The following is a 24,717-nucleotide window of genomic DNA, read 5'->3' on the forward strand; positions in this document are numbered from 1 at the left end:
AGATGCAATCGCCACTGGCTCGGACGCCCTTGTCCTTGATTAGCCGCGAACCCAACCGCGCCCCTCCCGCCGATGAAGAGGCAGGTCATCTCATGGCCGACATCCCCCTGTCCCCGGACTCGAGCGTGATCGAGCACGCCTTCGAGAACAGTCACGACTGCATCGCAGTGGTCGATCTGCAAGGCATGGTCGTTTATATGAACCTGCCAGGATCGTATCTGATGGGCCTGGACGGCCGCCCGCCGCAGCAGCGCGTGTCGTGGTCCGAGCTGTGGTCGCCCGACAATCATGATCTGGCCGAATTCAGCATCGACGAGGCTCGCTCCGGGCATCAATGCCGTTTCACGGCGTGCCGACCGACTGCCAGCGGTTTGCCCAGGTGGTGGGACATCGCCGCCAATCCTATTTTCGACGCGCATGGCGTGCCATCACAAATGTTTTGCGTGTGCCGCGACGTGACCGAGCTGAAGCAGGCGGAGCGCTCGCTGCAGCAGGAAATCGCCTGCAAGGAATTGTTGCTGGTCGAGGCCAGCCATCGGGTCAAGAATCATCTGGCGGGCATCGCCGGCGCGCTGGCGCTGCAGGCCCGCTACAGCGGCGACGAAACGGTCCGCGCCTCGCTGCAACAAGCGCAGTCCAGAATCCAGGCCGTGGCCTGCATTCATCGCAGCCTGCAACAGGGCCGCGATATCGATCGGCTCGAGCTGTGTCCGTCGCTGGCCGAAATTGCCCGCGAAGCCATTGCGGCTTTGGGCGTAGAAGATCATATTGCCGTGACGATTTCGTGTCCGCAGGGGCTCACCATGGCGACGGACCGCGCCGTGGCCCTGCTGCTGATGACGACCGAGCTGATCACGAACTCGTTGAAACATGCGTATCCAGACAGCAATAAAGGTTCGGTGCGCATCAGTGTCAGCGGCGCGCAGCGCCAGTTACTGTTACAGGTCGATGACGACGGCCGGGGCCTGCCGAACGATTTCGATCCTCGCAGCGGCACCGGACTGGGGATGCGGATAGTTCAAGGCCTGGTCGCGCAGTTGGGCGGCGAGCTGCAGATCGAGGCTCAGTCGCTCGGCGCTCACTTCCGGGTGCGGCTGCCGAGAGATGCGCCCAAGAATGCCTCGCGGGACCGGCCGAGAAACCTGTCCAGCAACGTGACACGAATGATCTGAGCGTTTTTGTCGTCTGAAGTCCGAGGGGAGACGACCGTTGACCAGGAACGGCACGTGGACGATGGGCCTGCCGGGCTGCGCGTCCTTCGACTCGGCGGCGGTTCTGGCGCCGTTGAGTGGAGTGCTCTATTACCTGGCGGCCAGCCTCGACCTGATGTTGCGCGAACCGGACGGCATCCTGTTGTTGTCCCCACAACATGGCGTGCTGGCGGCACTCTTCATGACGACGCGCGCCGAGCGCTGGTGGCTGATCGCCGCCGCCGTCGTGCCCGCTCACCTGCTCGCGTCCTGGAGCACCGCTTTGCCGTGGTGGCAGCTGGCCTGGCAAGCACTCTTCAGCTGTGGGCTTGCCACCGGTGTCGCCATGACCTTGCGTCTATGGCTCGGGCAACGCAACCCCTTCGACAGCTTGCGAGAGTTCTCGGTATACATCGTCGTCGCCGTGATCGCCGGCCCCGCGCTGTTGACGATTTTCTCGCCGGCCGTTGCCCCGGCTCTGCTGAGCGGCGCGCCGGACCTGGCAATCGATCGTTGGCAGGCGGAAACCGTCGCCAGCTCGCTGGCGATGCTGACCTGGGGCTCATGCACGTACCTGGCCCTGCTCCCCCGACCCGGCTGGTTGCAACGGCGCACTCCCGCGCAGTATGCCGAAGCCCTGGCGATCGTCATTGCGCTGTATGTTTGTTTCCGCTTGACGTTCGTGAGCGACGCCGAGAATCACGCGGCGTTATATCTGTTCTTCGTTCCCCTGCTCTGGCAGTCGGTGCGCTTCGGCGTCGACGCAGCCGCGATGGCGGTCACGCTGATTGCAACGCTGGCGGCCGCGGCGGATCGCATTCCTCACAGCGTGCGCCTGCACGACGCTCCGCAAGCGGCCGCTATCGATCTGCAAACGTTCCTGGGCGTGATGACGCTGATGGCCGTGGTGATCGCTATCGTCGTCGATGAGCGCCGGCGGGTCGCGCAGGCCGTTTCCGAAAGCGACGCACGTTATCGAGCCATCGTCGACAGTCAGACCGACTTCGTCTGCCGCAGCCTGCCCGACACCACGCTCACTTTTGCGAACGCCGCTATCTGCCGTTACTTCGGCATGCCGCGAGAGCAAGTGCTCGGGACCCAATGGCTGCAATTCGTCCCCGAGGAGACTCGCGCCGAGTTGCGGCAGGCGCTGAGCCGCGCGACGCCGGAGAATCCGATCTTCATGCTGAAACATCCGGTGCAACTTCCCGACGGACGCACCGGCTGGCAGGAATGGGTCAACACGGCCATCTTCGACGCCCAGCAACGCCTGGTCGAGTTTCAAGGCACGGGTCGCGACATCACTGCGCTGGCGCAGGCGGAACAGGCCCTGCAAAAAAACGACGAGCGGCTCTCGCTCATCGCGCAAGCCGCGGGCGATGTGATTTACGAATGGGACATCGTGCGTGGCGAACTGTGGTCCAGCTCTGGCGACGAACGCAGCGCCGGCACGCCGAGCGTGCGGCATCTGAACATGGAGTCGTGGGGGTGTTGCATCCATCCGAGCGACCGCGAGCGAGTCGCGCGCGACTGCCGTCAGGCGCTGCGAGGCACGGCGGGCACATGGGAGTCCGAATATCTTTACATCGGGCGCGATGGCGATGCGCCCCGTTGGGTGCGTCACCGTGCATATATCATTCGCGACGCCAGCGGCCTCGCGGTCCGCATGATCGGCGCCATCACCGATCGCAGCGATCGCAAGAATCTCGAAGAGGCGAATCGCACGCTCGAGCGCTTCGCGCGGCTCGCCATGCTTGGCCAGATCACCGCGTCGATCGCCCACGAGATGAATCAGCCGCTGGGCGCGATCCGTTACAACGCCGAAGCCGGCCTGCTGTTTCTGAATCGCGGGCGTTACGACAAGCACGAGTTCCAGGAAATCTTCGACGACATCTGCCGGGACAATCGCCGCGCCACGGATCTCATCGGCCGACTGCGCGAGTTGCTCCACGATCACGAGCTGCGGCTCGACTCTGTCGATATGAACGACATCATCAACGATGTGATCAAGCTGTTGCGCATCGAGGTCCGACAACGTCACGTGCACATAGACACCGAATGCGCCGAGCTGCCCACCGTGCTCGGCGACCATGGGCGCCTGCAACAGGTGCTGCTGAACCTGATCCTGAATGGCATGGATGCCATGGCGGCGCTGCCCGAAACCCGCCGCCGGATCGCAATCCGGACAGCGCGCGTCGGTGCGACGCGCATTCAGGTTCAAGTCGTCGACCGGGGCTCAGGCATCGACCCGGCCACGTTGCCGAAAATCTTCGATTCTTTTTTTACCAGCAAGGATCACGGCATGGGGCTGGGCCTGGCCATTGCCCGCTCCATCGTCGAGGCGCATGGCGGGCGGATCTGGGCGAAAAACAACGCCGACGGCATGGGTGCGACGTTGGCATTCGAGATCGACAGCCTCGGGGCGAATGTGATGCTGTCGTCGTCTGGTAGCAGCGACAGATACGGGGCGCGACTGAACTGATCTCACATAATCAGGTCGCATTTCCGAATTTTTTCAATTGCGCGAACGCGGCTTATTGCGGCAATTCGCGATAACGCGTACACCGGCTTTGGAACACTGCCGCACGCCAGACGTTGTCCCGCGACCGTGTACGCCGGTCTGGCCGGCAATGTTTGGCTCAATGAATCAGAACTACAGCCCTTAAGGTGTACCTGAGATGAGTTGGCCCGAGCCCAAGAACGGTGTGCCACGGAACTGCAGATGAACGCAGTCGTCCTGCTGATCGATGACGATCGACGGATTCGCAACAGCCTGGGCCGGCTGCTGCGTGTGATGTCGTATGACGTGGTCGAAGCCGCCGACTGGGATGCGGCCCTGGAGCTCGCGGCCGAACATCGGCCCGACGTGGTAGTCACCGATCTGCACATGCCGGAGCACAGCGGCGTCGACATCGCGCGGCTGCTGCGCAGTCATCCCGAGTTCGGCCATACACCCATCATTGCGTTGACCGCTACTCCGCCTCGCGACGACGAAACCATTTCGCTGTTCCATAGCGTTTTGGAAAAACCCTGCGCGGCGGAAGATCTGCAGCGTGCGCTGACCGAAGCATTGCAAACTCACAAGCACTGACACCGCACTAGCGAACATTATTGGTCTGCTCCTGAAACTGCATCAGCCCGCGTGCGGTCAGTGACGAAGAGAACAGGAACCCTTGCGCCATTTGCACGCCCGCGCGCGCGAGCACGTCCGCTTGATAGTGCGACTCCACTCCTTCTGCGATCACCTGCAACTCGGAATGAGTCAACAGCGAGCGCAAGCCTGGCAGCCACACCGGATCCGGCGCCTGAGCCGCCAACTGCGCGATCAGCTTGCGATCGACCTTGATCACTTCGAAGCGGCCGCGCGACAGCACCGCGAGATTGGCGCCCGTAAGAAACACATCGTCGAGCGCCAGTCGCACGCCGTGCTCGGCCAGCGAGTTGAGCGCATCCAGACCGAGCCGGTCCGGCACGCCGCGCTCGGTGATCTCCAGCAGGATCTGACTGACATGGGCACGTAGGCCGGAACGGACGGCCGCATATTCCAGCCCGCCGCGTCCGAGAATCTCCGGCGGCACATTGATGCTGATGTAGATGTCCCGGTGCTCGGTGAGCCACTGATCGAGCTCCTGGGCAATGGTATCGATCACCCAGTACGTGAGACGCCCCGACAGCGGTGTGTTCTCGATCAGCTCGACGAAGCGGCTCGCGGGCCACACGGTGCCGCTGCGCAGCCAGCGCACCAGCGCTTCGGCGCCGACGCAGCGCTGCGTCACGAGTGAAACAATGGGTTGATACTCGACGAACAGCTCACCCCGATCCATGGCAGCGCGCACGTCTTCGAGCGTTGGCGTGTCCTCATTCACTGCACGTTCCGTCATTGCGCGAGCCGCGAGCCGAATGTAAGCCTCGGCACGCAAATACCGCTATGAGCACAAGGGCCAATGCGGCCGGCTCGTAATCCCTGTTACGTAGAGTGCCGACGTCCATGGAGCTGCTTGCAGATGTTCTCCGAGGCGGACACCTATTTCGCGATTCTGCTGGCCGTGCAGATCGTCATCCTCGTCGTGCTCGGAGTGCAGAGCTTCATGCGCCATCGCACCCGCTCCACCGCGCGACGGAACTATACCGACATGACTCATGTGGCCCGTCTCGCGCTGGCTTCGGAAATTACGGCATCGGTCGCCCACAAAGTCACTCAGCCGCTCAGCTCGATCCTGGCCGACATCGAAACCGCGCAGCTGCTCTTGAACCGCAAGGAGCCGGATCTGGCCGCGGTGCGCGATCTGCTGGCCGATGTGCGCAAGGAAGATCTGCGGGCCAATCGTTTCGTCGAGAGCATGCGACTGCCAATGCGCAAGCACGAGCTGCAGTTCGAGCGCGTCGACGTGAACGAGCTGATCGCGGAAGTTCTGTCCATGGTGCTGCCCGATGCCCTGCGTCGCAAAGTCGCGATCCAAAGCACGCTCGAGCCGGGACTGCCGCGTATTCCCGCAGATCGTTTACAGCTCCAGCAAGTGCTGTTGAACCTGGTCGACAATGCGCTCGATTCGATGGACGACACGCCCGCCAGGCAGCGACGGCTGCTGGTGTGCACCGAATTGCACGACGACGAGCATGTGAAGGTCGTGGTGCTCGACAACGGGGTCGGCATCGATCCCGCGCAGGCGCAGCGATTGTTCGATTCGTTCTTCACGACCAAGAGCGACCGCCTGGGTCTCGGCCTGTCGATGGCGCGCGCCATCGTGCATATGCACGGTGGCGAGATCTGGGCCGAGCACCGGCCGTCCGGCGGCGCCGCTTTCATGTTTACGGTGCCGCTGTCGCAGAAGCACGAGACTGCGTCCGATCGGACGCGCGCGGTCACGAACTGAGCTCGTCGATGTTGGCAGACGCGTTAGCCAGCGTGCAGGAGCATCCGATGGCCTGGCTGGCGCTGCAGCTCCTGCTGCTGATGCTCGCCGTTCTCGTCTCCTATGCAATCACACGCGCCTTGCTGGTTCGGATTCTGGGTCGCGCCGCGCGTATCACCGGACCGCGCTTCGACGATGCGATCCTCGGCCCGGGAGTGATCTCGAGACTCGCCCACGTCGCCCCTTCTCTGGTTGTTTACTACGGCTCCACGCTGCTTCCCGCCATCCCCGATACCGTGCTTCCGGGGCTGCGCCGTTGCGTGAGCATTTATCTCGTTGTCGCGGTCACGGCCGCCATCATGAGTCTGCTCACAGCCATCGGCGCGGCCTACGAGCGATACGATCCGCAGCGTGCTCGCGTGCATCCGATCAAGAGCTATCTGCAGCTCGGCAAGATCATCGTCGGCATGGTGGCGGCCATCTTCATTGCCGCCGCGCTATTCGATCGCGATCCCTTGCTGATCCTGTCGGGCCTCGGCGCGATGACGGCGGTGCTGATGCTCATTTTCAAGGACACCATCCAATCGTTCGTGGCCGGCCTGCAGATCTCCGCCAACGACATGCTGCGCGTGGGCGACTGGATCGAGATGCCACAGGTCAAGGCCGACGGTCACGCGATCGATCTGTCGTTGCACACGGTGAAGGTGCAGAACATAGACAATTCCATCACGTCCATTCCTACCTGGCGCTTGTACAGCGAAAGCTTTCGCAACTGGCGCGGCATGTTCGACTCCGGCTCGCGACTGATCCAGCGCGCGCTACTGCTCGATCAAACATCGATTCATTTTCTCGGCGCGGCGGAATGGGAGGGATTGCAGCGCTTCACACTTCTGAACGACCACCTGGCAAGCAAGCGAGCGGAGTTCGTCATGGCCGCCGATCTGGACCCGGTGAACGTGCGGCGCTCCACCAATGCGGGAATATTTCGCGCGTACGTGCGAGCGTATCTGCGCGCCCACCCCCACGTCCGGCACGACATGGACATCCAGGTGCGCCAGCTGCAGCCAACCGCAACGGGCCTGCCGCTGGAGATCTACTGTTACACCGCGACCGACTGGCAACGCTATGAAAGCGTGCAGGCCGAAATCTTCGAGCACTTGCTATCCATTCTTCCCGAGTTCGGCCTGCGCGTGTTCCAACAACCGAGCGGCGTCTCGAAAGCGGCTAGTGAGGCGCGTCTGCCACGTTCGATCGACGACGCTTTTGCGCATACTCCTCGATGACGTCCGCACTGGCGGACTCGGCCCACTCCACGCCCTCTTCCACTTTCCTGCCGGCTCTTTGGGCCGCGTGCGACAACCCTTCGCCAGCTGCCTGGGCAGTGTCTTTCGCCGCATCGAGACCCTCGCGCACGTTGTGATCCATGGCGCGCTGGAATTCTTCGGCGACGGCGACGCCAAACTCGCCTAGCGCCTTGCGCTCGCGGATACCCCAGAACAACAGCGCGCCGCCGGCACAAGCTCCCAGTACACGGCCCGTCGTTCCCCAACCGCTGCGTCCCGCGGCCGAGCGGAATTTATGACCGTTGAAGATCGAGGACTCGCCATTGCCGTGATGTTCGTTCAAGTGGTCGGTAATCACGAGCACGCCGGGTTGACGCCGCACTTCGTCGAGCAAACGTTTATGCTCTTGAGGCATCAAGTGGCCACGCAGAAAGACATGTCCGTGATCCACCGCCACGTCGACGGATTCCGGATGCGCCACCGACTGCCGGACAGCGCCGCAGACCGTTTTGCTCACCGCTCTGTCCGACTTCTGACGAAGAGGCGCCTGTGCTTTTCCTCGCGACGTGAAGTAACGTTCCGACGCGTCGCGCCGTATGTTTCGGGTCCCGCGATCGACGCTACGCACGGCGCGCCTGCACTTGTCTTGCAGCAGCACGCGTCGCTCGCGTCCACTCACCGGATCCAGGAAATACACGGCCGCGGCGGTCAGAGCCACGCCGGCGATCGATCGTGCCAGAGAGTTCATGCAAGTCTCCTTCGAGCTTTTTGGTGGGGCGGCGCCGTCGGACGCCAAAGCCGATTCGATGCTACGCGGCGCACACGCCGACGAAAGATGGACCAAGGGCTAACGCCGCGTCGTCCGCAGACTGAGGACTTGAGCCTTGGCGTCTCGGGTGCGCGCGAGCACCATCGGCGCGGGCGGCTCGATCGCATCTTCGAAGGGTGAATATGCCCACGAGGCGCATATCATCGCGGCGACTCGTCCGGCCCAGCCAGTGTGCTGTCCGGCGCTCGCTGCGCCTTGCATATACACGTACTCACAGAACTCGAGCAGCTTCGAACGGCTGGTCGCAGCCACTCGCGCAGCCACGTGCTGATGAACGATCCATTGACTCAACTCGCCGGGACTCATCGTCGCGCCGCCGGCAGCCGCACAGCGGACGCGGAGCGACGATCCATATAATGTTTCGATTTGCGACAGCGCGCGTATCAACAACAGGCCGGCGGGTAGCGTCGCCCAGGCTGTATTGACCGGCGCGCCGAACATCCGATCCAGCACGCAGCGCAAATGATCGGGCTTGCAGATGCGCTCCGCATGCTCTCGATGAATCAAGCGCAACTGCTCACGGAACCGCGGCAACCCGGCGAGCGCTCCGGATCGGAACGCCACTGCTCCGTACAACGCCACCAGGCCGAACGACGACAGCACCTGAAACTGCATACGATCGCTGATAATGATCCGGAAGCCCGGCTCATCGTCGGATTCCTCGCTGCGCGCATCCAGCAGTGTCGCCTCACAATCCAGTGCTGCTATCGAACCGACGAACGATACGTAACATTCCATCGCGCGCTGCTCGTAGCGAGCATCGTGTACCGCCAGCTCCAAAGCCATCTCGAGCATGCTTTGCGCGCGTATCGCAGCCCACCCGCCGCCGGCGGTCTGCGACGACAACGCTTCGAAGTTTTCGATCAGATCGTTGCGGGCGTCCTTCGGGCGGCGCGGCCGCTGCAACCGGTACATCAACAGCGCGGCCCACGGTTTGAGCGCCTGCCACTCGTGATGAATGGGACTGACCTTGCCGGTGCGGTTCTTCAATTCGCCCTTCAGCAGCAGCCGCAATTGATGAGCGGCGAGATCCGCATCGACACAGGCCAACGCGAGGGTGTGTAACAGCCAGGCGGGCGACTCCAGATGCGGACATTCCTTCTTGTGAGGCGGCGCGACCACGCGAGCGACTTTCAAGCGAAACGACGCCGGCTCGTGCGCCTCGCCTGGGGCCGCCGAGTTCGCGCGCCGGTCATACAACCAGCCGGTGACCGCCGACACCCACACCGCTTTGTTCCAAAGCATGTTGCAGAAGGCACGCCGTACATCGAACGCGCCGGCCGTGCTGTCGCAGGCATAAGTGATGACGGAGAAGAACTCGTTCGCATCGTGCCGGTGCTGCTTCAGGCAGGCGAAGAGCTTCTCCAACGACGGCTTGCCGACAGATGGCAGCGTCGACGTCAGCAACATGCGGATGCGCTGCACAGCACGCGGTGCGAGGATCATCAGATAGTGAGCCGCCGCTCGCGTGCCGCCGCGAGCGAGCTCGATCGGCTGTCCACACCCGGTAAACAAGAACGCGCCGGCCAGCTCACAATGCAGATAGTAGGCGCCGAGCTCCGGATGGCGTGCGATCAGGCATGGCACATCGGCACGACCCGCTGCCCGTTCTATGATGACGCGCGGGTCGGCAAGCGCATCCACATCCTGCCGGAACCACAGCTGCGGCAACACCTGTAACATCGCGGTTTCGCAGCTGGTGTTCTTGACCTCGATCTGGATCAGGATTTCCTCGGGCCCCGATTTGGCGTACTCGACCAGGACATCGAAGCACGCCGTCTCGCGATGGGCCGCAGGCCGCTCCCGTTCGCGATATCTATAGTGAGCGCGCAGATAGGAATGCGTCGGCAAGTTGTCGGCCTGGGTGCTGCGCCTGGACGTTAGCGGCATCGAGACCAGGCGTTCCTGTAACGTGACGTCGCCGCCGCGGCGGATCGCCACTCCAAAACACAATCGCATCTGCTCGTCGCAGATTCCCGCCGGACCGTCATCGCAGGATTCATACGCCCACGCTCGCTGCTGGCCCGATACGGTCGCCGGCTCATCGTTCTCGGAACGCGCCTGCACCCCAGGCCGGGCACTGTCACGCAGATAGGGACCCCACTTGCGCCATGGCACGCCACGTTCGTTGGCCTCACGCAGCCGGCCATGCTCAGCGGTCATTGGTGCTCTCCCTGTGGGTTGCCAGGTCTGGCAGCGACTGTGGCCGCGACGCGCGCGCGTCGGCAATTTACCCTTGGTCCAACAAACTCAGCTGCGTTTCCCGAGCTGCGCGCGGATGCGCTCCGAAAAGTCCTCGGCCGCGCCGGCCGCCTGTGCGGCCCGATTGATCTGGGCGTGGCGGCGCAGGTCTTCGAAGGGCATCGAGCCGTCCAGCAGCTGGCGCTGATAGAGATAGCTGTCGAACAGGCCGTTGAGATAATGACGGATATCGAAGCGGGAGCCCGGACCCACGGCATTGGCGTAGCGCACGATGTTGAGAGTGCAGTTGTTGCTCAGCAAATGATAGAACTCGGCCTTCTCCGACAATTCGTTGATACGGTCCAGGTAGATGAGAAACAGCTGGCGTGCATTCTCCGGTGTGGTATTGATTCGATACAGGAATACATCCTCGTCTCGATAGTTGGTGCGCACGCCGACGATATCCCGCTCCTCGCCCACCACATAGATCAGCTCGAACTGCTTGAACAGCGAGCCCACCGGCGCGAAACCCTCGTGCGCCTCGGGCCGCGCCTCGATCGAGAAGCTGATCGGCTCGGCGTCATCGAACGTGAAGCTCAGGAAGGTGTGGCCGATCGGGCCGGGCATCCAATAGGAGATGTAGAAGTCGACGCCGACCAGGCGCGACAGCTGCACCTCACGCTCTCGATAACGAGGCGTGAAATCATCCACGGAGCGATAGATGAAGTCGCGCACCCCGACCAGGCGCACCCGATCGCCGGAAACATAGGCCCGTGGCAGAACCGCCACTTCGGCCCGCCAGTCCCGATCCATTTGCGGCTTGATGGCGCTCCAGCCGGTCAACAGCACGAGATACAGCCCGGCAAAGGCCAGCCAGACGCGGCGCGAGCGAGTAAGCCAGAACGCCCAGATCCCCAGCGCCGCGAATCCGATCGCCACGGCGAGGCGCACCCCCACCGACGGCACCGGCGAGAACCAGATCGCAAGCGCGCCCCATATCACCAAGAGCGCCTGGATCAAATGACCGGTCGCGTGGGCGAGCCACCGCAGGGCCAATCGCGTCCAGGGCAATCTCACCCTCGAGCCCGCGGCTGCTCGGCTCGCTTCAGCAGAAACTCCGAGAGCAACGGCACGGGCCGCCCGGTCGCACCTTTGCGCTCACCGCCGACCGAGGCAGTGCCGGCGATATCGAGATGCGCCCAGCGATAGCCCTTGGTAAAGCGGGACAGGAAACAGGCGGCGGTCACCGCCCCCGCGGGGCGTCCTCCCAGATTGCTCATGTCCGCGAAGTTGCTCTTCAACTGCTCCTGATATTCGTCCCACAGCGGCATGCGCCAGGCCCGATCGCCAGTATCGGTGCCGCACTGGAGCAGCTCATCGGCGAGCGCATCGTCATTGGCGAACAGGCCGCTGGTCTGCGCGCCCAGCGCGATCACGCAGGCGCCCGTCAGTGTCGCGATATCGATGACGAAGGCGGGTTGGAAACGTTCGGCGTAAGTGAGCGCGTCGCAAAGAACCAGTCTGCCCTCCGCGTCCGTGTTGAGGATTTCGATGGTCTGGCCCGACATCGAGCGGACCACGTCGCCCGGCCGACTCGCTCGACCGCCCGGCATGTTCTCCACTGCGCCGATGATGCCAATGACGTTGATGGGCAGCGCCAGTCGCGCGACCATTTTCAGCGCGCCGAAAACACTGGCCGCGCCGCACATGTCGTACTTCATCATGTCCAGATCGTCGCCCGGCTTGAGCGAGACGCCGCCCGTATCGAAGGTCACGCCCTTGCCGACCAGCACGATGGGCTTCTCTTCGGCCTCGCTGCCGAAGTACTTCATCACGATGAAGCGGCACGGCTCGGCCGACGCCTTGCCGACCGACAGCGCGGACTCCATGCCCAGCTTCGCCATGTCTTCGCGCTCGAGCACTTCCACCGGGAATCCGAACTCTTTGCCCAACGCCCGCGCCGCGTCCGCCAGATAGCCGGGATTACAAACATTGCCCGGCAGGTTGCCCAGGTCCTTGGTGAGCGCCATGCCTTCAGCGATCGCGCGGCCGCTGCGTGCCGCATGCTCGAGCTCCGGGGTGATCGATTCTTCGACCAGCAAACACAACTGCGGAGTCGCCGTGGCGTCCTGCTGAGCACCCTTCGATGCAAACAGCGGCGCTGCGAACTTGTAATAGCCATCCGCCAGTGCACGACTCGCCTGCTGCACGCGCCATGCCGTGGAATGTTCCGCGTCCGAGACGTCGAGCAACGGAATATCGACGCTGCGAGTCGAGCTCGACGCCAGCGCCTGCGCTGCCGACGCGAGCGCCTTGTGATAGGCCTTGCCGTCGAACTCATTGCGAGGGCCGAGACTGAGCAGCAACACTCGCCTCGCGGTATCGCCCGAGGCGTAGTACACCAACAGCGTCTCACCGACTTTCTTCGGCAGGTCCGCTTGTTTCGCCAGCTCCGTCAAGCGCCCATCCAATGCGGCATTGAATGGCTCGGCTGCTCGTGGCAGCGAGCCGTCCGAATAGACACCGAGCACCAACAGATCGGACTTGCCGAGCTGCGAGGCCGGCCGCAGGCCGATCTGCACCGGCTCGCGACGGCGCACCAATTCCACCGGCGTGGCATGCGCCGAACCATTGGACTTTGGACTAGCGGACATCTGCAGCACCTCTCATTCACAAGCCCCACGGAATCCCGAGCAAGTGCCAGGCCGCGAGCAACACGATCCACAGGACGAAGACGATGATCACGTACGGCAGCATCAGCGCGATGACCGTGCCGACGCCGGCCTTGGGATCGTATTTCTGCGCGAACGTCACGATCAGCGCGAAGTAGGCGTTGAGAGGCGTGACCGCGTTGAATGGCGCATCGCCGACGCGATAAGCCGCGAGCACGGCTTCCGGATCGACATTGAGCCGCATCAGCAACGGCACGAACACGGGCGCGAAGATGGCCCACTTGGGAATCGCACCGGTCATGATCAGATCGAGCACCGCGACCACCAGCACGAAGCCGATCAGCAGCGTCAGCGGACCGAGGCCCGCGTCCTCGAGCCAGTCGCCGAGATTCACCGCGGCCAGTGTCGCCATGTTGCTGTAGTTGAAGAACGCGAGGAACTGGCTGATGACGAACAACAGAAACAGCAGGCTGGCCAGGCTGCGGATCGCTTTCTCCATCGCGTTGACTACGTCAACCGTGCTCTTCATCGTGCCTGCCCCGGCGCCGTAGGCCCAGCCCGCGGCGAGAAACAAGATCATGATGAACACGATCAGTCCATTCATGAACGGCGAATCGCCGATCAGCGCGCCCGTGTCCGGATTCCGCAGCGGCGCGCCCGAAGGCAGGCTCAACGCCATGAACACGGCAAGCACGGCCAGGATGGCGTAACCGGAAAAGCGCAGTCCGCGCGATTCCTCCGGCGTCATCTGGCTCCGCTTGACCACGGTCTCACCGCTGTCGTAAGCGCCGAGCCGCGGCTCCACGATCTTCTCGGTGATCAACGCCACCGCGACGGTCAGCAACAGCACCGAGGCGGCCGAGAACCAGAAGTTCGCGGTGAGATCGATGGACAGCGACGGATTGAGCAGATGAATGGCGTCGTTGGTGATTTCGGTGAGAATGCCGTCCAGCGGCTTGATCAGGATGTTGGCGGTGAAAACGGCGGCGACGCCCGCGAATGACGCGGCGAGGCCAGCGAGGGGATGCCTGCCGAGACTGAGGAACGCCGCCGCCGCCAGGGGGATCAGCACCAGGTATCCGGCATCGGCGGCGATGCTGGAGAGGATGCCGATGAAGACCAGGATGTATGTCATCGCCGCCGGCGGCGCGACATTCACCAGTTTGTGGATCAGTGCTTTGATCAGGCCGGATTCTTCCGCCACGCCGACGCCGAGCATCGCGACGATGATCACGCCGACGGCGTTGAAGTTCATGAAGTTCTGAACCACGCCTTCGAACATGAAACGGAAGCCGTCCGCGGTCAGCAGACTTTGCGCGCTGGTCGTGAGCTCTTCGATCTCGCCGGTGTCGGCATCGATGGTCTGATAAGTCGCGCTGGCGCCCAGCATGTAGAACAGGTGCGACAGCAGGATCACCACGCCGATCAGCAGGACGAAAATCACGACCGGGTGGGGAACCTTGTTCCCGACCCGCTCGACCATATCCAGGAATTTTTCGAAGCCGGACTTGCGATGCGCGGCTCGCGCCGGCTCGGCATGCGCGGCGCCGAGATCGTGGGGACTCAACGTGTCGGAACGCTTCGCCATAGCCACCTCTGCGGCGCGACGTTCGCGCCGCGTCCGGACCGCGACCTGTCAAGCAGCTTCGAGTGCTTCACGCAGCGTCTGCTCGGTATCCTTGTCGAGCGAGGTTTGATACACCTTGCCACGACCTGCGAATTCCTTCAGGCCTTCCAGCACTTTGTCGACAGTCGCGCGACGCACGAGCACGAACAGCGCCGACGAGCCCGGTTTGAAGGACGCTGCGATGTCCTTCATCATTTGATTGCTGAGCCCGATGTCGGTGAACTTGCCCGTCACCGCGCCGGCCGTCGCACCGACCGCCGCTCCCAGCAAGGGATTCAGAAAAATCATGCCGATGAGCATGCCCCAGAAGCCGCCGCCGATCGCGCCGGCCGCGGTCAGATTGGTGGCCTGATCGAGCTTGGTCTTGCCCGATTCGGTCTTGGTGACGACCACCGAATCTTCCAGGTCGATCAGATGCTCTTTCTGCATTTTCAGCAGCGAGGTGCGCATCTCGAACGCCGTGGTCGGATCGTCGAACACAATCGCTACCAGCGTGCTCATCATGCATCTCCTTGGTGAGGAGCTGACGAGGATCGAAGCGCAAGCCCTGACCGTCTATTGGGCCAAGGCCCAACGCAGCGCGAGCGGCAGTGGCGGTATCAAGCCATGGCATGCACGCGTCATCGAGCACCGACGACATCGACTCCATAGCCGACGGGACGCGGGCCGCCCCGTGGACTCCGATGATCGTGATCGTGCTCGCGCAGATCATGATGATCTTCAATGTCTCGACGCTGCAGGTATCGATGGACGCGATTGCCGGCAGTCTGAGCACAGCGGCAACGACGCTCGGCACGGCGATCGTCACCTATGCATTGGTAGTCGCCGCGCTGATACTGCCGGGCGCGCGCGTGGCGCAGTTGATCGGATCGCGTCGCGTGTTTCGCGCTTCAGTCGGGCTGTTCGGCATCGCCATGATCGTCATGGCCGCGAGCTTCGACGAAACGATGATGATCGTCGCGCAAGTTCTCGCCGGCATGGGCGCGGCGATGCTCGTGCCGACGCTGGTCGTGCTGGTCGCCGACAACTATCAGGGTCATCAGCAAGCAAAGGCGCTCGGTTGGCTCGGCGCCGCGCCGGCGATGGGCATCGTGCTCGCGTTCCTGCTCGCTGGAACGTTGACCGGTTGGGTGGGCTGGCGCGCGATGTTTGGATTGTTGGCGCTACTCGCGCTCGCACTTTTGAAGTTCAGCGACAAACTGAGCGCTGCGCGCCGACCGTCGCACGTCGACATCGATTGGGTCGGCGCGGGACTGGCGGGCGTGGGCGTCGTGCTCATCAGCCTGGGCACCAGCAATCTCGCCTCGTGGGGCACGCTGCTCGCCCGGCCCGACGCACCGTTCGCAATATTGGATATATCTCCTGCACCGCTGATGGTGGTGATCGGCGTGTTCCTGCTGCAGGCTTTTATTTCCTGGTCGCGACGGCGTCGCAGCCAAGGCGCGGACTCGCTGGTCGCGCTCGAAGTCGTTGCAGGCACTGCCGAGCGCGCCGCACTGCTGTCGATCTTCATCGTCAGTGCGCTGGCCTCCGCAATCACATTTTTGATCCCGCTCTACATTCAGGTCGTGCAGGGCCGCGGCAGCTTCGAGACCGCGCTGAGCGTGATTCCCTTCTCGGTGGCGAGTTTCATTGCGGCGATCACCGTGGTTCGTTTGAAGAGCTATCTCAGTCCCGCCCATATCGGCCGCTATTCGTTTCTATTGGTCACCGTCGGGCTGGCGCTGCTCGGCGCGACCATCCGCAACGACTGGAGCCACTCCATGGTGATCTTCGGCATGGCGGTGGCGGGGTTCGGCGAAGGCGCTTTGGTGACACTGCTATTCAATGTATTGGTGACGTCATCGCCGCGAGAGCTGGCGGCCGATGTGGGCTCGGTACGCGGCGTCACCAACAATCTCGCTACTGCTGTCGGCACAGCGATGGCGACCGCACTGCTCATCGGGCTGCTCGATCGCAGCGTGCATTTCGAGCTCGTGCACAACTCGAGCCTACCCGATGAAGTCACCGCGCAGGTCGATCTGGATAGCATCGCGTTCGTCAGCAACAGCCGCCTGGAGCGAGCGCTCGCGGACACCAGCGCGACATCGGAAGAAATCGCCGAGGCTGTGCGCATCAACACCGACGCGCGCTTGCTGGCGTTGAAGGCCACCTTCTTCGCGCTCGCCGGCTGCGCACTGCTCGCATTCTTTCCCGCCGGCGCATTGCCGGGCTACATTCGCGACCCCGCCAAACACGGCGCCGCCAACATCAAGGACGAACCCCACTCCACCGCCTCCTCGCCCGCGTGATCAGCAAAGACCGATTCAACTGGCTGCCCCTGACGATCGTCGCCAGCGCCCAGGTGCTGCTGGTCTTCAACATCGCGACCTTGAAGATTTCCATCGAAGGCATCGTCACGGCGTTCGACACCGGTTCGGGCATGGTGAAAACGGCGATCATCATGTACTCGCTGATGGTCGCGGCCAGCGTGCTGGGCAGCACCCGCCTCGCCATCATCGTCGGCGCCCGGCGCATCTTTCGTGCCTCGCTCGCTGCGTTCGGCGTGGCCATGGCCATCATGGCCTGGAGTCCCAACGCCACCATGGTGCTGCTGGCCCAGATGATCGCGGGCGCCGCAGCGGCCGTGTTGACGCCCGCCTCGGTGCAATTGATAGCAGCTCACTACTCGGGCGAGCAACGCGCCCTCGCACTGGGCCGGTTGAGTGCGACCCGAAGCCTGAGCCTGGCGCCGGCCTTTCTGATCGCTGGCGCGATCGCGACGTGGCATGACTGGCGCATCACTTTCGCATTGCTGTTGCTGCTGGCCGGCACCGTTTACTTCGGCAGTCTGTATTTGCGCCATCATTCCGGTCTGTTGCCCCGGACCACCATTACCGACAAGGAAATCGCCGGCCTCGGTGCAGTCGCACTGGCCATGGTGCTCATCGGCCTGGGCAGCGACAACCTGATCGACTGGGGCGTCGTCCGAGCAACCGCTGGCGCGCCGTTCAGTCCGCTCAACCTCTCGCCGGCGCTGTTGGGCATGCTGTTCGGCGTGGTGCTCATCAAGCTGGTGCTGGTGTGGATGGCCAAGCGACGCATCGGCGGATGCCTGGGCGTGATGCAACTGCTGAACACTCCAGGGCAGCGCTCCATGCTCTGGTCCATATTCACCATCGCCGCGGTCAGCTCCGGCGTCACCTTCCTCATTCCTTTATATATAGAGATCGTGCAAGGGCGCAGCAGCCTGGTAACTGCCTACGCCCTCGTGCCCTTCACGGTGGCCAGCTTTATCGGCGCGCTGTACGTCAGCCGCTTCAGAAGCCCGCAGGCCATGCGCAACGTCACTCGATATGCGTTTCTCGCCGTGGGCACGGGGCTGGTGCTGCTGGGCGCCATCGTGCGCAACGACTGGAGCAACGCGTCGGTCGTGCTCAGCCTGGCCGCGGTCGGTTTGGGCGAAGGCGCACTCGCGACGCTGCTGTTCAAGAGCCTGGCGGCGGTGGCGCCGACGGAAATTTCCGAGGATGTCGAGCCGCTCTGCTCCGCAACGAGTCATTTCGCCGCTGCGGTCGGAGCGGCGATCGCGGGCGCACTGGTGATCGGTGTGCTCAGCCTCAACGTGAATCAACACCTGGCGCGCGATCCTGCGATCGGCACCGAGTTGCGCGCTCATCTGGATCTGAATCGCGTTGCCTTCATCAGCAACGATCGATTGCAGCAAGTGCTGGAGCAGTCGCCGCTCACGCCCGAGCACATCGCGAATGCGGTGCAGATCAACACAGACGCGCGGCTGTTCGCGCTGAAGCTCTCGTTCTTCGCGCTCGCCGGGCTCACGTTCGTCGGCTTTCTGCCCGTGGCGCGGTCTCAATAAACTAGAAACGACAGGTCGCGGCGACGCCCGTGTCGGTGGGCATCCGCTCCTTGGGCACGATGACCACCTGTCCCTTCATTCTCAGCACCGCGCCGGCCAGATCGCTCAGCACGTCGCCGACCTCCGGATCGTGCAGCACGCCCTGCTCGATCCTGCCGAACTCCAGATCGACGCGGCCTGGAATCTGCCGATCGGCTTCGACCAGCAGGTTCGCCACTCTGCCGGCAGCGGTGGCTGCCGCCACTTCGGACAAATCGTCGAAGCCGAGCTGACGGGTCCGCGCAATTTCGAACTCGCGCACCAGCAGCGCCAGGCGTTCGAGATACAGCGGCTCCATCTGCTCCCAGGTCAGCGCACGCAATTCATCTAGGCCGATCGCTCCCGGATCCACGTCGACCCCCATGCTCAGCAGATGCGGGTTGCGGCTCAGGTTGCGGAACGGCGTGTGATATTCCTTCAACGCCACGAGCATCAACGGCAGCCCGGTCGGCTTGGAGTGATTCTCCATCACGCCGCGATCGACGGCGCGGAAGAACCGATCCCGGTCGCGATCCACTTCTTCCTTCTTCTGCCCGACGCCGTGATAAATCGGCGTCTGACCGGCCGCACTGCGCACCGACTGATGCTGCTGAGTCAGATCGGCGCCGAGCGCCTCAGTGATCGTGCCGGGCGTGTCGATGAGCTCGACCGGATCGACCGCGTCGCGATTGCCTTCATACAGTTGCGCCCGGTCGCGCGTCAGGCACAGGATCTGAAAACGATCGGCCGACTGCGAGATGCGCAGCAACGGCTTGAGATAAAAGGTATCGGCGACGATCAGGTTCTCCTGCACCGGCCGTTGCAGCTCGAACACCTCGAACATGTCGGGCGCGGCCAGCATGGCCAGGCCGTCGGTGCGATGATTCCAGAACTCGCCGTCGTGGCTCAGCGGCTGGAATTTCTCCAGCAACGGGCGCACTTCCTTCCGGTCGTACTTCTGCAGCAGCGAGCTTTCCATCTCCCGCAGCAGATTGCGGTAGCGGATCGGGTCCTGCAGGCTGTCCGGGTGATGCCGGTGGGTGTACTGATAGAGCGAGATGCAGGGCGGGCCATGTTTGTCCAGTAACGATAACAGCTGATGAGTGGAGAACTGACGCATGACGCCCCCTCTACAGAATGCGCATCTAATGTCTGACCTGCTCTCTACCCGTATCCCGAGGGATACCCGCGTCCGCGCTGCTCGATTCGCGCGGACTCCCGGTAAGCCGCTCGGCAGTGAGCAGCGAGGCCAGCTCTTCGCGCGACAACAATCCAGAAGCGGCCACCACATCGACGATGTCGCCGCCATCCGCCAGCGCCTGTTTCGCGAGCCGCGCCGCCGGCTCATAGCCGATATGAGGAATGAGCGCCGTGATCACGCCGACGAACGAGCGTGAGTGTTGTTCGAGCCGGCTCTTGTTCGCCTTCACGCCGATCACGCAATGCTCGCGCAACGTCGTCACCGCCGCCGTCAGATACTTCAGATTCTCGAACAGCACGTGCGCCATGACCGGCACGAACGCATTGAGCTGCAACTGGCCGGCCTCGGCCGCCATGGTCAGCGTCATATCGCCGCCGGCCACCGCGAAGGCCACTTGATTGACCGCTTCGGGGATCACCGGATTCACTTTGCCCGGCATGATGCTCGAGCCGGCCTGGCGCGGCGGCAGCGTGATCTCGCCGAATCCCGCCTGCGGGCCCGAGCTGAGCAGCCGCAGGTCGTTGCAGATCTTCGACAGCTTCATGGCGCATTTCTTCAAGGCGCCCGACAGCTCCAGGAAACAACCGACATCGGTCGTGGCTTCGACCAGGTTCGGTGAAGTCCGCAGCGCGAAGCCGGTGATGTCGGCTAGGTGCTGACGCGCTGCCTCCGCATATTTCGGGTGGGCCGCGATGCCGGTGCCGATCGCAGTCGCGCCGAGGCTGATCTCGCACAACTTGTTGGTCACGTGCTCGAAATCGAGACACTCTTCGGCCAGCGTAATCGCAAATGCCTGGAACTCCTGGCCCAGGGTCATGGGCGCTGCGTCCTGCAATTGGGTGCGGCCGACCTTCACGATGCCGGAGAACTCGCTGCCCTTGGAGTGAAACGCCGTGGCCAGCGACACCAGCTCGACTTGCAGACGCTCCAACGCCAGGTGCAAGCCGATCTTCAAAGCGGTGGGATAGGTGTCGTTGGTGCTCTGGGAACGATTCACATCGTCGTTGGGATCGATGCGTGCGTAGTCGCCCTTGGCGTGGCCCGCCAACTCCAGCGCGCGATTCGCAATCACTTCGTTGAAGTTCATGTTGGTCGACGTGCCCGCGCCGCCCTGCATGATGTCCACGACGAACTGATCGTGCAGCGCCCCGTCCCGGATCTCGACGCAGGCGTGTTCGATCACCTCGGCCTTCCAGCGCTCCATCACGCCCACGTCGGCGTTGGCCAGCGCCGCCGCCTGCTTGACGCACGCGTAAGCGTAGATGAAGTCGGAATAAATTGAGATCGGACGACCGCTGATGGCGAAGTTCTCGAGCGCGCGCGACACATTGACGCCCCAGTAGGCATCGAGCGGCACTTTGCGTTCGCCAAGACTGTCCGCTTCCGAACGCACGCGGCCGCATCCCGGCAGCTGCGTGCAGATGCTCCTGCGAAATGCCTCGTCCGCTTGAGGATCGCTCATGGTTCGCCCTCGGTGGTCCGTTGACTGTCGCGAGGAACCTATCTCACTCCGCAATGGCCACGCGTAGGACCTAGGTCCAACAGTTCGCCAGCAGCATCGCGCCGAGAGTCGACGACGGTGAATCCCTCGATATCAGCACACTCGAGCCTGCTGCGCGCAGCTGCAGGCGAGTACGTACGCGACTACGCGCACTACTTTGCGGGCGCAATGGTTTACTACGCGCTGCTCTCACTGGTGCCCTTGCTGGTGTTGCTCATGGCGGCCATGGGCTGGTTGCTGCGCCTGTCGCCACTGGCTGTCGACCTCGAGCAACAACTGTTGCAGACGGTCGAAGTCACGTTCGGCGCCGACTTGCGCGGCGCCGTCGAACAAGTGTCTCTGTATCTGCAGCGCGGCTCGATCGTGGCAACACTGATCGGCATCGTCGGTTTGTTGATGACGTCCTCGGCACTGTTCGCTCACCTGCGCATGACCTTCCGGGCGCTCTGGAAGCAAGCGCCGCCGCTCGCGTCCGGCTCCATATTGAATGCCTTGCGGATGAAACTCACCGAGCGCGCCATCGCCTTTGGCATCATGTTTGGCGGCGGCGCGTTGTTGCTCGCGCTGCTCGCGGTCATCGGGGCGTTGCAGTGGCTGGCAGCGCTGCCGGGTGAACTGTCACTGATCGGGGATACACTCGGCTGGCTGCTGCCCCTGCTCGGCTCGCTGGTCATCGCCCCGCTCATATTTGCATTGCTGCTGCGAGCATTGCCGCCCATGCAGGTGCGCTGGAGCGACGTGCGACTCGCTGCAATCCTGTTGGGCCTCACCTGGATCTTCGGCGCCGAAGTCCTGTCGGTGTACGCCGCCCATGCAGCGACGAAATGGAGCGCCTACGGAGCGATCGGCGGCATTCTGATGGTGATGCTATGGATGCACGCCATGAGCAAGATGCTGTTCTTCGGCGCGGAGCTGAGCAAAGTGACGTATCGCGCGAGAACTAATACTGAAAGAACGCTTCCTGCACAGCATTGCGATCCAGTTCGTGCGCCAGGCACAGTTGCAACAATATCCGGCTCTTCTGGGGATTGAGCTGATCGGCCACGACGAAACCCAACGCATCGTCGTCGAGCTCTACGCCCCGCTCGACATCACCGCTGCCGACGCGCGTGGCACGAACTACGATGACGCCCGCCTTCACCGCGTCCGTCAACGCGCTGACCACCGGCCCTGGCACATTGCCATTGCCCACACCCGCGATCACGATGCCACGCACACCGAGCGATACGCTGGCTCGCACCAGGTCGGGCTGCATGCCGGCGTGCGAGTACAAGATATCCACGCGCGGCAAACGTCGCTGAGCAAAAGCAGAAAAGCTCGACTGGCTCGTGTGCAAACGCTTCGGCCGGCGGAAATATCGAATGCGTCCCAGCCGCGCCGTGCCGAGCAATCCGGGCCCAGGTGAGATGAAAGTCTGCACGTCCGTCGTACTCGACTTCGTGACATCGCGCGCGCTGTGCAGATCGTCGTTGATTGCCAGCATCACTCCACGATCGCGCGCATCGCGATCGGCGGCAACCGAGACCGCGTTATATAAATTGAGCGGCCCATCGGCGCTCAACGAGGTCGCCGGCCGCATCGAGCCGGTGAGCACGACCGGACGGTCCGAGGTCACGGTCAGATGCAGGAAGTAGCCAGTCTCTTCGGCGGTGTCGGTGCCATGCGTGACGACGACGCCGTCCGCCGCATCGGCATCGAACAGTTTGTTGATTCGATTCGCCAGGCCCTGCCAGACGACCTCGTCCATGTCCTGGCTGCTCATCTGGGCAAACTGCTCGCCGGTCACCTCGGCGAGCGCGCCGAGGCCCGGCACGCTGTCGATCAGCTGTTCGATCATGACCGAGCCGGGACGATAACTGGAGGAGGTGTCGCTCGAGCCTCGACCCGCAATCGTCCCGCCGGTCGCCAGGATGTGCACTCTTGCCATACCGATCACGTTCGCATCGCACCCGGCAGCCCGCAATTAGCCCCTGGTCCAACGAGTTGTGAATGAACTTTCGCTACGGCGCCTTTTCCTCGGCCGGGCGGTGCTTCACGAAGTTGTATCTCGCTGTGATTCGAAAGCGGGGAGCATCGGCATTGGCGCCGCTCTTGTCCTCCACCCAGCCGTAGACGAACTCGGCGCCGACATCCAGGCTGCCGATCGGATTCCAGATCAGATTGATGCCCGAATAGGTGCTCTTGTGATAGGTATCGGGCAGTTGGAAGCTGGTGTTCTGCACCTTCACATGACCGAGCGTCACGCTCGAACGCATGTTCTGGTTCCAGTAGTGCTGGTAACTACCATACGCGGCCGTGAGCGGCAGCGCTTTCAGAGACAAATCTGTCTGCGATTCGGGAGCTGCGTCCAATCCCGCGCCCGCGGTGTCGCCCACATAGCGCGCGATTCCATGGCCATAAGCAAGCCCTAGAACGATGGAATTGCGGCCGAGCACCTCTATCCCTCCCGTCGCATTCACGCCCCATCCAAAGGTCGACTCGCGCCTTCCGTCCGGAAACTCCACCCCCAGGTCGCGAAAGGTGCTCGCCAGCTGCAGATGTCCGTTCTCCCATTCGTTTCGCAAGTGAAGTGTGAGGTCCGGAGCGGAAGTGGTCGGCGTGACCGGCGCGCCGGCGATCGAGAAATCGATGGAGGAGTCCGGATCCTCCAGAGCGATGGAGGCGCTTGCCCCTCCTCCCAGCCCGAAGCTGTATCTGGCCTGCGGAAGACGCACACTGACCGCCGCATTGACTCCCTGGTTGTCCAGCTCGTCCCCGAAGGCATCGGGATCCATGAAGTTGGTGAATGTCTGGCCGACCAGAATGTTGTTCAGCTGAGCGTAGAAATGACGCAGCCGTGGCGCCGTCGTCCCGTTGGGCCCGAAGAAATCGTACTGGATGAAGGTCCGCGCGGACGCGCTCTCGCCATAGGGGATGCGAAAGTCCGCCATGAAGCGGCTGCCACGAATGCTGCCATTGACATTCGAATGATCGGAGGTCGATGCGATCGGTATCGACGAGGGTATGAAGCCATCGCCCATCGTGGGTGTTCTTGGATCGTAAATCAGATCGGCTCTTGCCGATCCATCGATCCGCAGCAGCGTGTGCGTGCCTGGCAGGAGAAAGAATCCCGGATACGTGGGATCCATGGGCGCGTTGTACAGGCGCGGCGCGTCCTCTTCATCCTGTGCAAAGGTCTGGTGATGTCGAGTCGCCTCGCCTATCGCTTCTTCCTGTTGCTGCGAAGTCAGCTTCTCCGGAGCAGGAGGTTGCGTGCTCACGATAGAGCCGGGCTGCGCCAGCTGCTCGGGATGGATCGCGGCCAATTCGGCCTGAATTTCTGCGATCTGCGCCTGCAGCTCAGCCATCCTGGCGTTGAGTTTACGGATCGCTTCTTCCTGAGTTGTTTCCTGCGCGGATAGCGGACTCGCGCCACAGATCAGCATCAAGAAGAGCAGATGGATTGTCTTCCGTGTCTTGTGCATAGCGTACGCACAGTACACAGGAAGCCGAGCCGGCAGGAAGCG

19 protein-coding genes are annotated in these 24,717 nt (G+C 63.0%); 8 read left to right on the forward strand and 11 right to left on the reverse strand.

The window, feature by feature from the left end; all coding sequences use genetic code 11:
• Positions 1 to 92: 92 nt before the first annotated feature.
• From GYH35_RS03600 to GYH35_RS03610, 3 genes are all read left to right on the forward strand, one after another.
• Positions 93 to 1,172, forward strand: coding sequence for a sensor histidine kinase (locus GYH35_RS03600; RefSeq protein WP_161827662.1), 1,080 nt, complete (start codon positions 93 to 95; stop codon positions 1,170 to 1,172).
• Positions 1,173 to 1,209: 37 nt separating this feature from the next.
• Positions 1,210 to 3,672 (forward strand): PAS domain S-box protein, encoded by a 2,463-nt coding sequence (locus tag GYH35_RS03605; protein ID WP_161827663.1) that lies wholly within the window; start codon positions 1,210 to 1,212, stop codon positions 3,670 to 3,672.
• 240 nt (positions 3,673 to 3,912) lie between these two features.
• Positions 3,913 to 4,281: a response regulator gene (locus tag GYH35_RS03610; protein WP_161814345.1), complete on the forward strand. Its 369-nt coding sequence runs from the start codon at positions 3,913 to 3,915 to the stop codon at positions 4,279 to 4,281.
• Between the two features lie 7 nt (positions 4,282 to 4,288).
• Here GYH35_RS03610 and GYH35_RS03615 read toward each other — a convergent pair whose 3' ends face one another.
• Positions 4,289 to 5,071 (reverse strand): EAL domain-containing protein, encoded by a 783-nt coding sequence (locus GYH35_RS03615; protein WP_161814346.1) that lies wholly within the window; start codon positions 5,069 to 5,071, stop codon positions 4,289 to 4,291.
• 123 nt (positions 5,072 to 5,194) lie between these two features.
• Between GYH35_RS03615 and GYH35_RS03620 the strand changes: the two genes are divergently transcribed.
• Both GYH35_RS03620 and GYH35_RS03625 read left to right on the forward strand, forming a co-directional pair.
• Positions 5,195 to 6,064, forward strand: coding sequence for a sensor histidine kinase (locus GYH35_RS03620; protein ID WP_235936720.1), 870 nt, complete (start codon positions 5,195 to 5,197; stop codon positions 6,062 to 6,064).
• An 8-nt stretch (positions 6,065 to 6,072) separates the two neighbouring features.
• Positions 6,073 to 7,326, forward strand: coding sequence for a mechanosensitive ion channel family protein (locus GYH35_RS03625; RefSeq protein WP_202624059.1), 1,254 nt, complete (start codon positions 6,073 to 6,075; stop codon positions 7,324 to 7,326).
• Here the strand turns inward: GYH35_RS03625 and GYH35_RS03630 are convergent.
• The 6 genes from GYH35_RS03630 to GYH35_RS03655 form a co-directional block, all read right to left on the reverse strand.
• Entirely contained in the window at positions 7,268 to 8,074 is an 807-nt protein-coding gene (locus tag GYH35_RS03630; protein ID WP_161814348.1) for a hypothetical protein, read from the reverse strand. The two genes, GYH35_RS03625 and GYH35_RS03630, sit on opposite strands and share 59 nt — an antisense overlap.
• A 99-nt stretch (positions 8,075 to 8,173) precedes the next feature.
• Positions 8,174 to 10,318 carry a hypothetical protein gene (locus GYH35_RS03635; RefSeq protein WP_161814349.1) on the reverse strand — a complete coding sequence of 715 codons (2,145 nt, stop codon included), beginning with the start codon at positions 10,316 to 10,318 and terminating at the stop codon, positions 8,174 to 8,176.
• Between the two features lie 87 nt (positions 10,319 to 10,405).
• The gene (locus tag GYH35_RS03640) at positions 10,406 to 11,413 is read right to left on the reverse strand and encodes an Lnb N-terminal periplasmic domain-containing protein (protein ID WP_161814350.1); all 1,008 of its coding nucleotides are present in this window, start codon (positions 11,411 to 11,413) and stop codon (positions 10,406 to 10,408) included.
• Entirely contained in the window at positions 11,410 to 12,990 is a 1,581-nt protein-coding gene (locus GYH35_RS03645) for a leucyl aminopeptidase (RefSeq protein WP_161814351.1), read from the reverse strand. The genes GYH35_RS03640 and GYH35_RS03645 overlap by 4 nt, the downstream gene beginning before the upstream one ends.
• 16 nt (positions 12,991 to 13,006) lie before the next feature.
• Entirely contained in the window at positions 13,007 to 14,491 is a 1,485-nt protein-coding gene (locus GYH35_RS03650; RefSeq protein WP_407700189.1) for an AbgT family transporter, read from the reverse strand.
• Positions 14,492 to 14,644: 153 nt separating this feature from the next.
• Positions 14,645 to 15,139: a DUF1269 domain-containing protein gene (locus tag GYH35_RS03655; RefSeq protein WP_202624060.1), complete on the reverse strand. Its 495-nt coding sequence runs from the start codon at positions 15,137 to 15,139 to the stop codon at positions 14,645 to 14,647.
• Between the two features lie 86 nt (positions 15,140 to 15,225).
• Here GYH35_RS03655 and GYH35_RS03660 point away from each other — a divergent pair, with 86 nt between their 5' ends.
• Both GYH35_RS03660 and GYH35_RS03665 read left to right on the forward strand, forming a co-directional pair.
• Complete coding sequence (locus GYH35_RS03660) at positions 15,226 to 16,926, forward strand: MFS transporter (protein WP_161827665.1); 1,701 nt, start codon at positions 15,226 to 15,228, stop codon at positions 16,924 to 16,926.
• A complete protein-coding gene (locus GYH35_RS03665) occupies positions 16,923 to 18,491 on the forward strand; it encodes an MFS transporter (RefSeq protein WP_161814355.1) in 1,569 nt (522 codons plus the stop codon). Before GYH35_RS03660 ends, GYH35_RS03665 begins: the two co-directional genes overlap by 4 nt.
• Before the next feature lies 1 nt (position 18,492).
• On the opposite strand, the gene GYH35_RS03670 is transcribed toward GYH35_RS03665, so the two are convergent.
• Positions 18,493 to 19,629: a baeRF3 domain-containing protein gene (locus GYH35_RS03670; RefSeq protein ID WP_161814356.1), complete on the reverse strand. Its 1,137-nt coding sequence runs from the start codon at positions 19,627 to 19,629 to the stop codon at positions 18,493 to 18,495.
• Between the two features lie 25 nt (positions 19,630 to 19,654).
• On the reverse strand, positions 19,655 to 21,172 hold the full coding sequence (locus GYH35_RS03675) for an aspartate ammonia-lyase (RefSeq protein WP_161814357.1): 1,518 nt from the start codon (positions 21,170 to 21,172) through the stop codon (positions 19,655 to 19,657).
• A gap of 117 nt (positions 21,173 to 21,289) precedes the next feature.
• Here GYH35_RS03675 and GYH35_RS03680 point away from each other — a divergent pair, with 117 nt between their 5' ends.
• The gene (locus GYH35_RS03680; RefSeq protein WP_161814358.1) at positions 21,290 to 22,243 is read left to right on the forward strand and encodes a YihY/virulence factor BrkB family protein; all 954 of its coding nucleotides are present in this window, start codon (positions 21,290 to 21,292) and stop codon (positions 22,241 to 22,243) included.
• On the opposite strand, the gene GYH35_RS03685 is transcribed toward GYH35_RS03680, so the two are convergent.
• Both GYH35_RS03685 and GYH35_RS03690 read right to left on the reverse strand, forming a co-directional pair.
• Positions 22,152 to 23,138 carry an asparaginase gene (locus tag GYH35_RS03685; protein ID WP_161814359.1) on the reverse strand — a complete coding sequence of 329 codons (987 nt, stop codon included), beginning with the start codon at positions 23,136 to 23,138 and terminating at the stop codon, positions 22,152 to 22,154. The two genes, GYH35_RS03680 and GYH35_RS03685, sit on opposite strands and share 92 nt — an antisense overlap.
• A gap of 73 nt (positions 23,139 to 23,211) precedes the next feature.
• Positions 23,212 to 24,675, reverse strand: a complete 1,464-nt coding sequence (locus GYH35_RS03690; protein ID WP_161827666.1) for a DcaP family trimeric outer membrane transporter — start codon at positions 24,673 to 24,675, stop codon at positions 23,212 to 23,214.
• Between the last annotated feature and the right edge of the window lie 42 nt (positions 24,676 to 24,717).

This window comes from Steroidobacter agaridevorans (genome assembly GCF_009932555.1).
Classification (GTDB): domain Bacteria; phylum Pseudomonadota; class Gammaproteobacteria; order Steroidobacterales; family Steroidobacteraceae; genus Steroidobacter; species Steroidobacter agaridevorans.

What these genes read in the sequence shown, in the direction of transcription:
- GYH35_RS03610 (WP_161814345.1), top strand. Translation starts at nt 3,913, where the DNA reads ATGAACGCAGTCGTCCTGCTGATCGATGACGATCGACGGATTCGCAAC.
- GYH35_RS03650 (WP_407700189.1), bottom strand. Translation starts at nt 14,491, where the DNA reads ATGGTCGAGCGGGTCGGGAACAAGGTTCCCCACCCGGTCGTGATTTTC.
- GYH35_RS03645 (WP_161814351.1), bottom strand. Translation starts at nt 12,990, where the DNA reads ATGTCCGCTAGTCCAAAGTCCAATGGTTCGGCGCATGCCACGCCGGTG.
- GYH35_RS03690 (WP_161827666.1), bottom strand. Translation starts at nt 24,675, where the DNA reads ATGCACAAGACACGGAAGACAATCCATCTGCTCTTCTTGATGCTGATC.
- GYH35_RS03615 (WP_161814346.1), bottom strand. Translation starts at nt 5,071, where the DNA reads ATGACGGAACGTGCAGTGAATGAGGACACGCCAACGCTCGAAGACGTG.
- GYH35_RS03625 (WP_202624059.1), top strand. Translation starts at nt 6,073, where the DNA reads ATGTTGGCAGACGCGTTAGCCAGCGTGCAGGAGCATCCGATGGCCTGG.
- GYH35_RS03685 (WP_161814359.1), bottom strand. Translation starts at nt 23,138, where the DNA reads ATGGCAAGAGTGCACATCCTGGCGACCGGCGGGACGATTGCGGGTCGA.
- GYH35_RS03600 (WP_161827662.1), top strand. Translation starts at nt 93, where the DNA reads ATGGCCGACATCCCCCTGTCCCCGGACTCGAGCGTGATCGAGCACGCC.
- GYH35_RS03670 (WP_161814356.1), bottom strand. Translation starts at nt 19,629, where the DNA reads ATGCGTCAGTTCTCCACTCATCAGCTGTTATCGTTACTGGACAAACAT.
- GYH35_RS03630 (WP_161814348.1), bottom strand. Translation starts at nt 8,074, where the DNA reads ATGAACTCTCTGGCACGATCGATCGCCGGCGTGGCTCTGACCGCCGCG.
- GYH35_RS03620 (WP_235936720.1), top strand. Translation starts at nt 5,195, where the DNA reads ATGTTCTCCGAGGCGGACACCTATTTCGCGATTCTGCTGGCCGTGCAG.
- GYH35_RS03635 (WP_161814349.1), bottom strand. Translation starts at nt 10,318, where the DNA reads ATGACCGCTGAGCATGGCCGGCTGCGTGAGGCCAACGAACGTGGCGTG.
- GYH35_RS03655 (WP_202624060.1), bottom strand. Translation starts at nt 15,139, where the DNA reads ATGATGAGCACGCTGGTAGCGATTGTGTTCGACGATCCGACCACGGCG.
- GYH35_RS03675 (WP_161814357.1), bottom strand. Translation starts at nt 21,172, where the DNA reads ATGAGCGATCCTCAAGCGGACGAGGCATTTCGCAGGAGCATCTGCACG.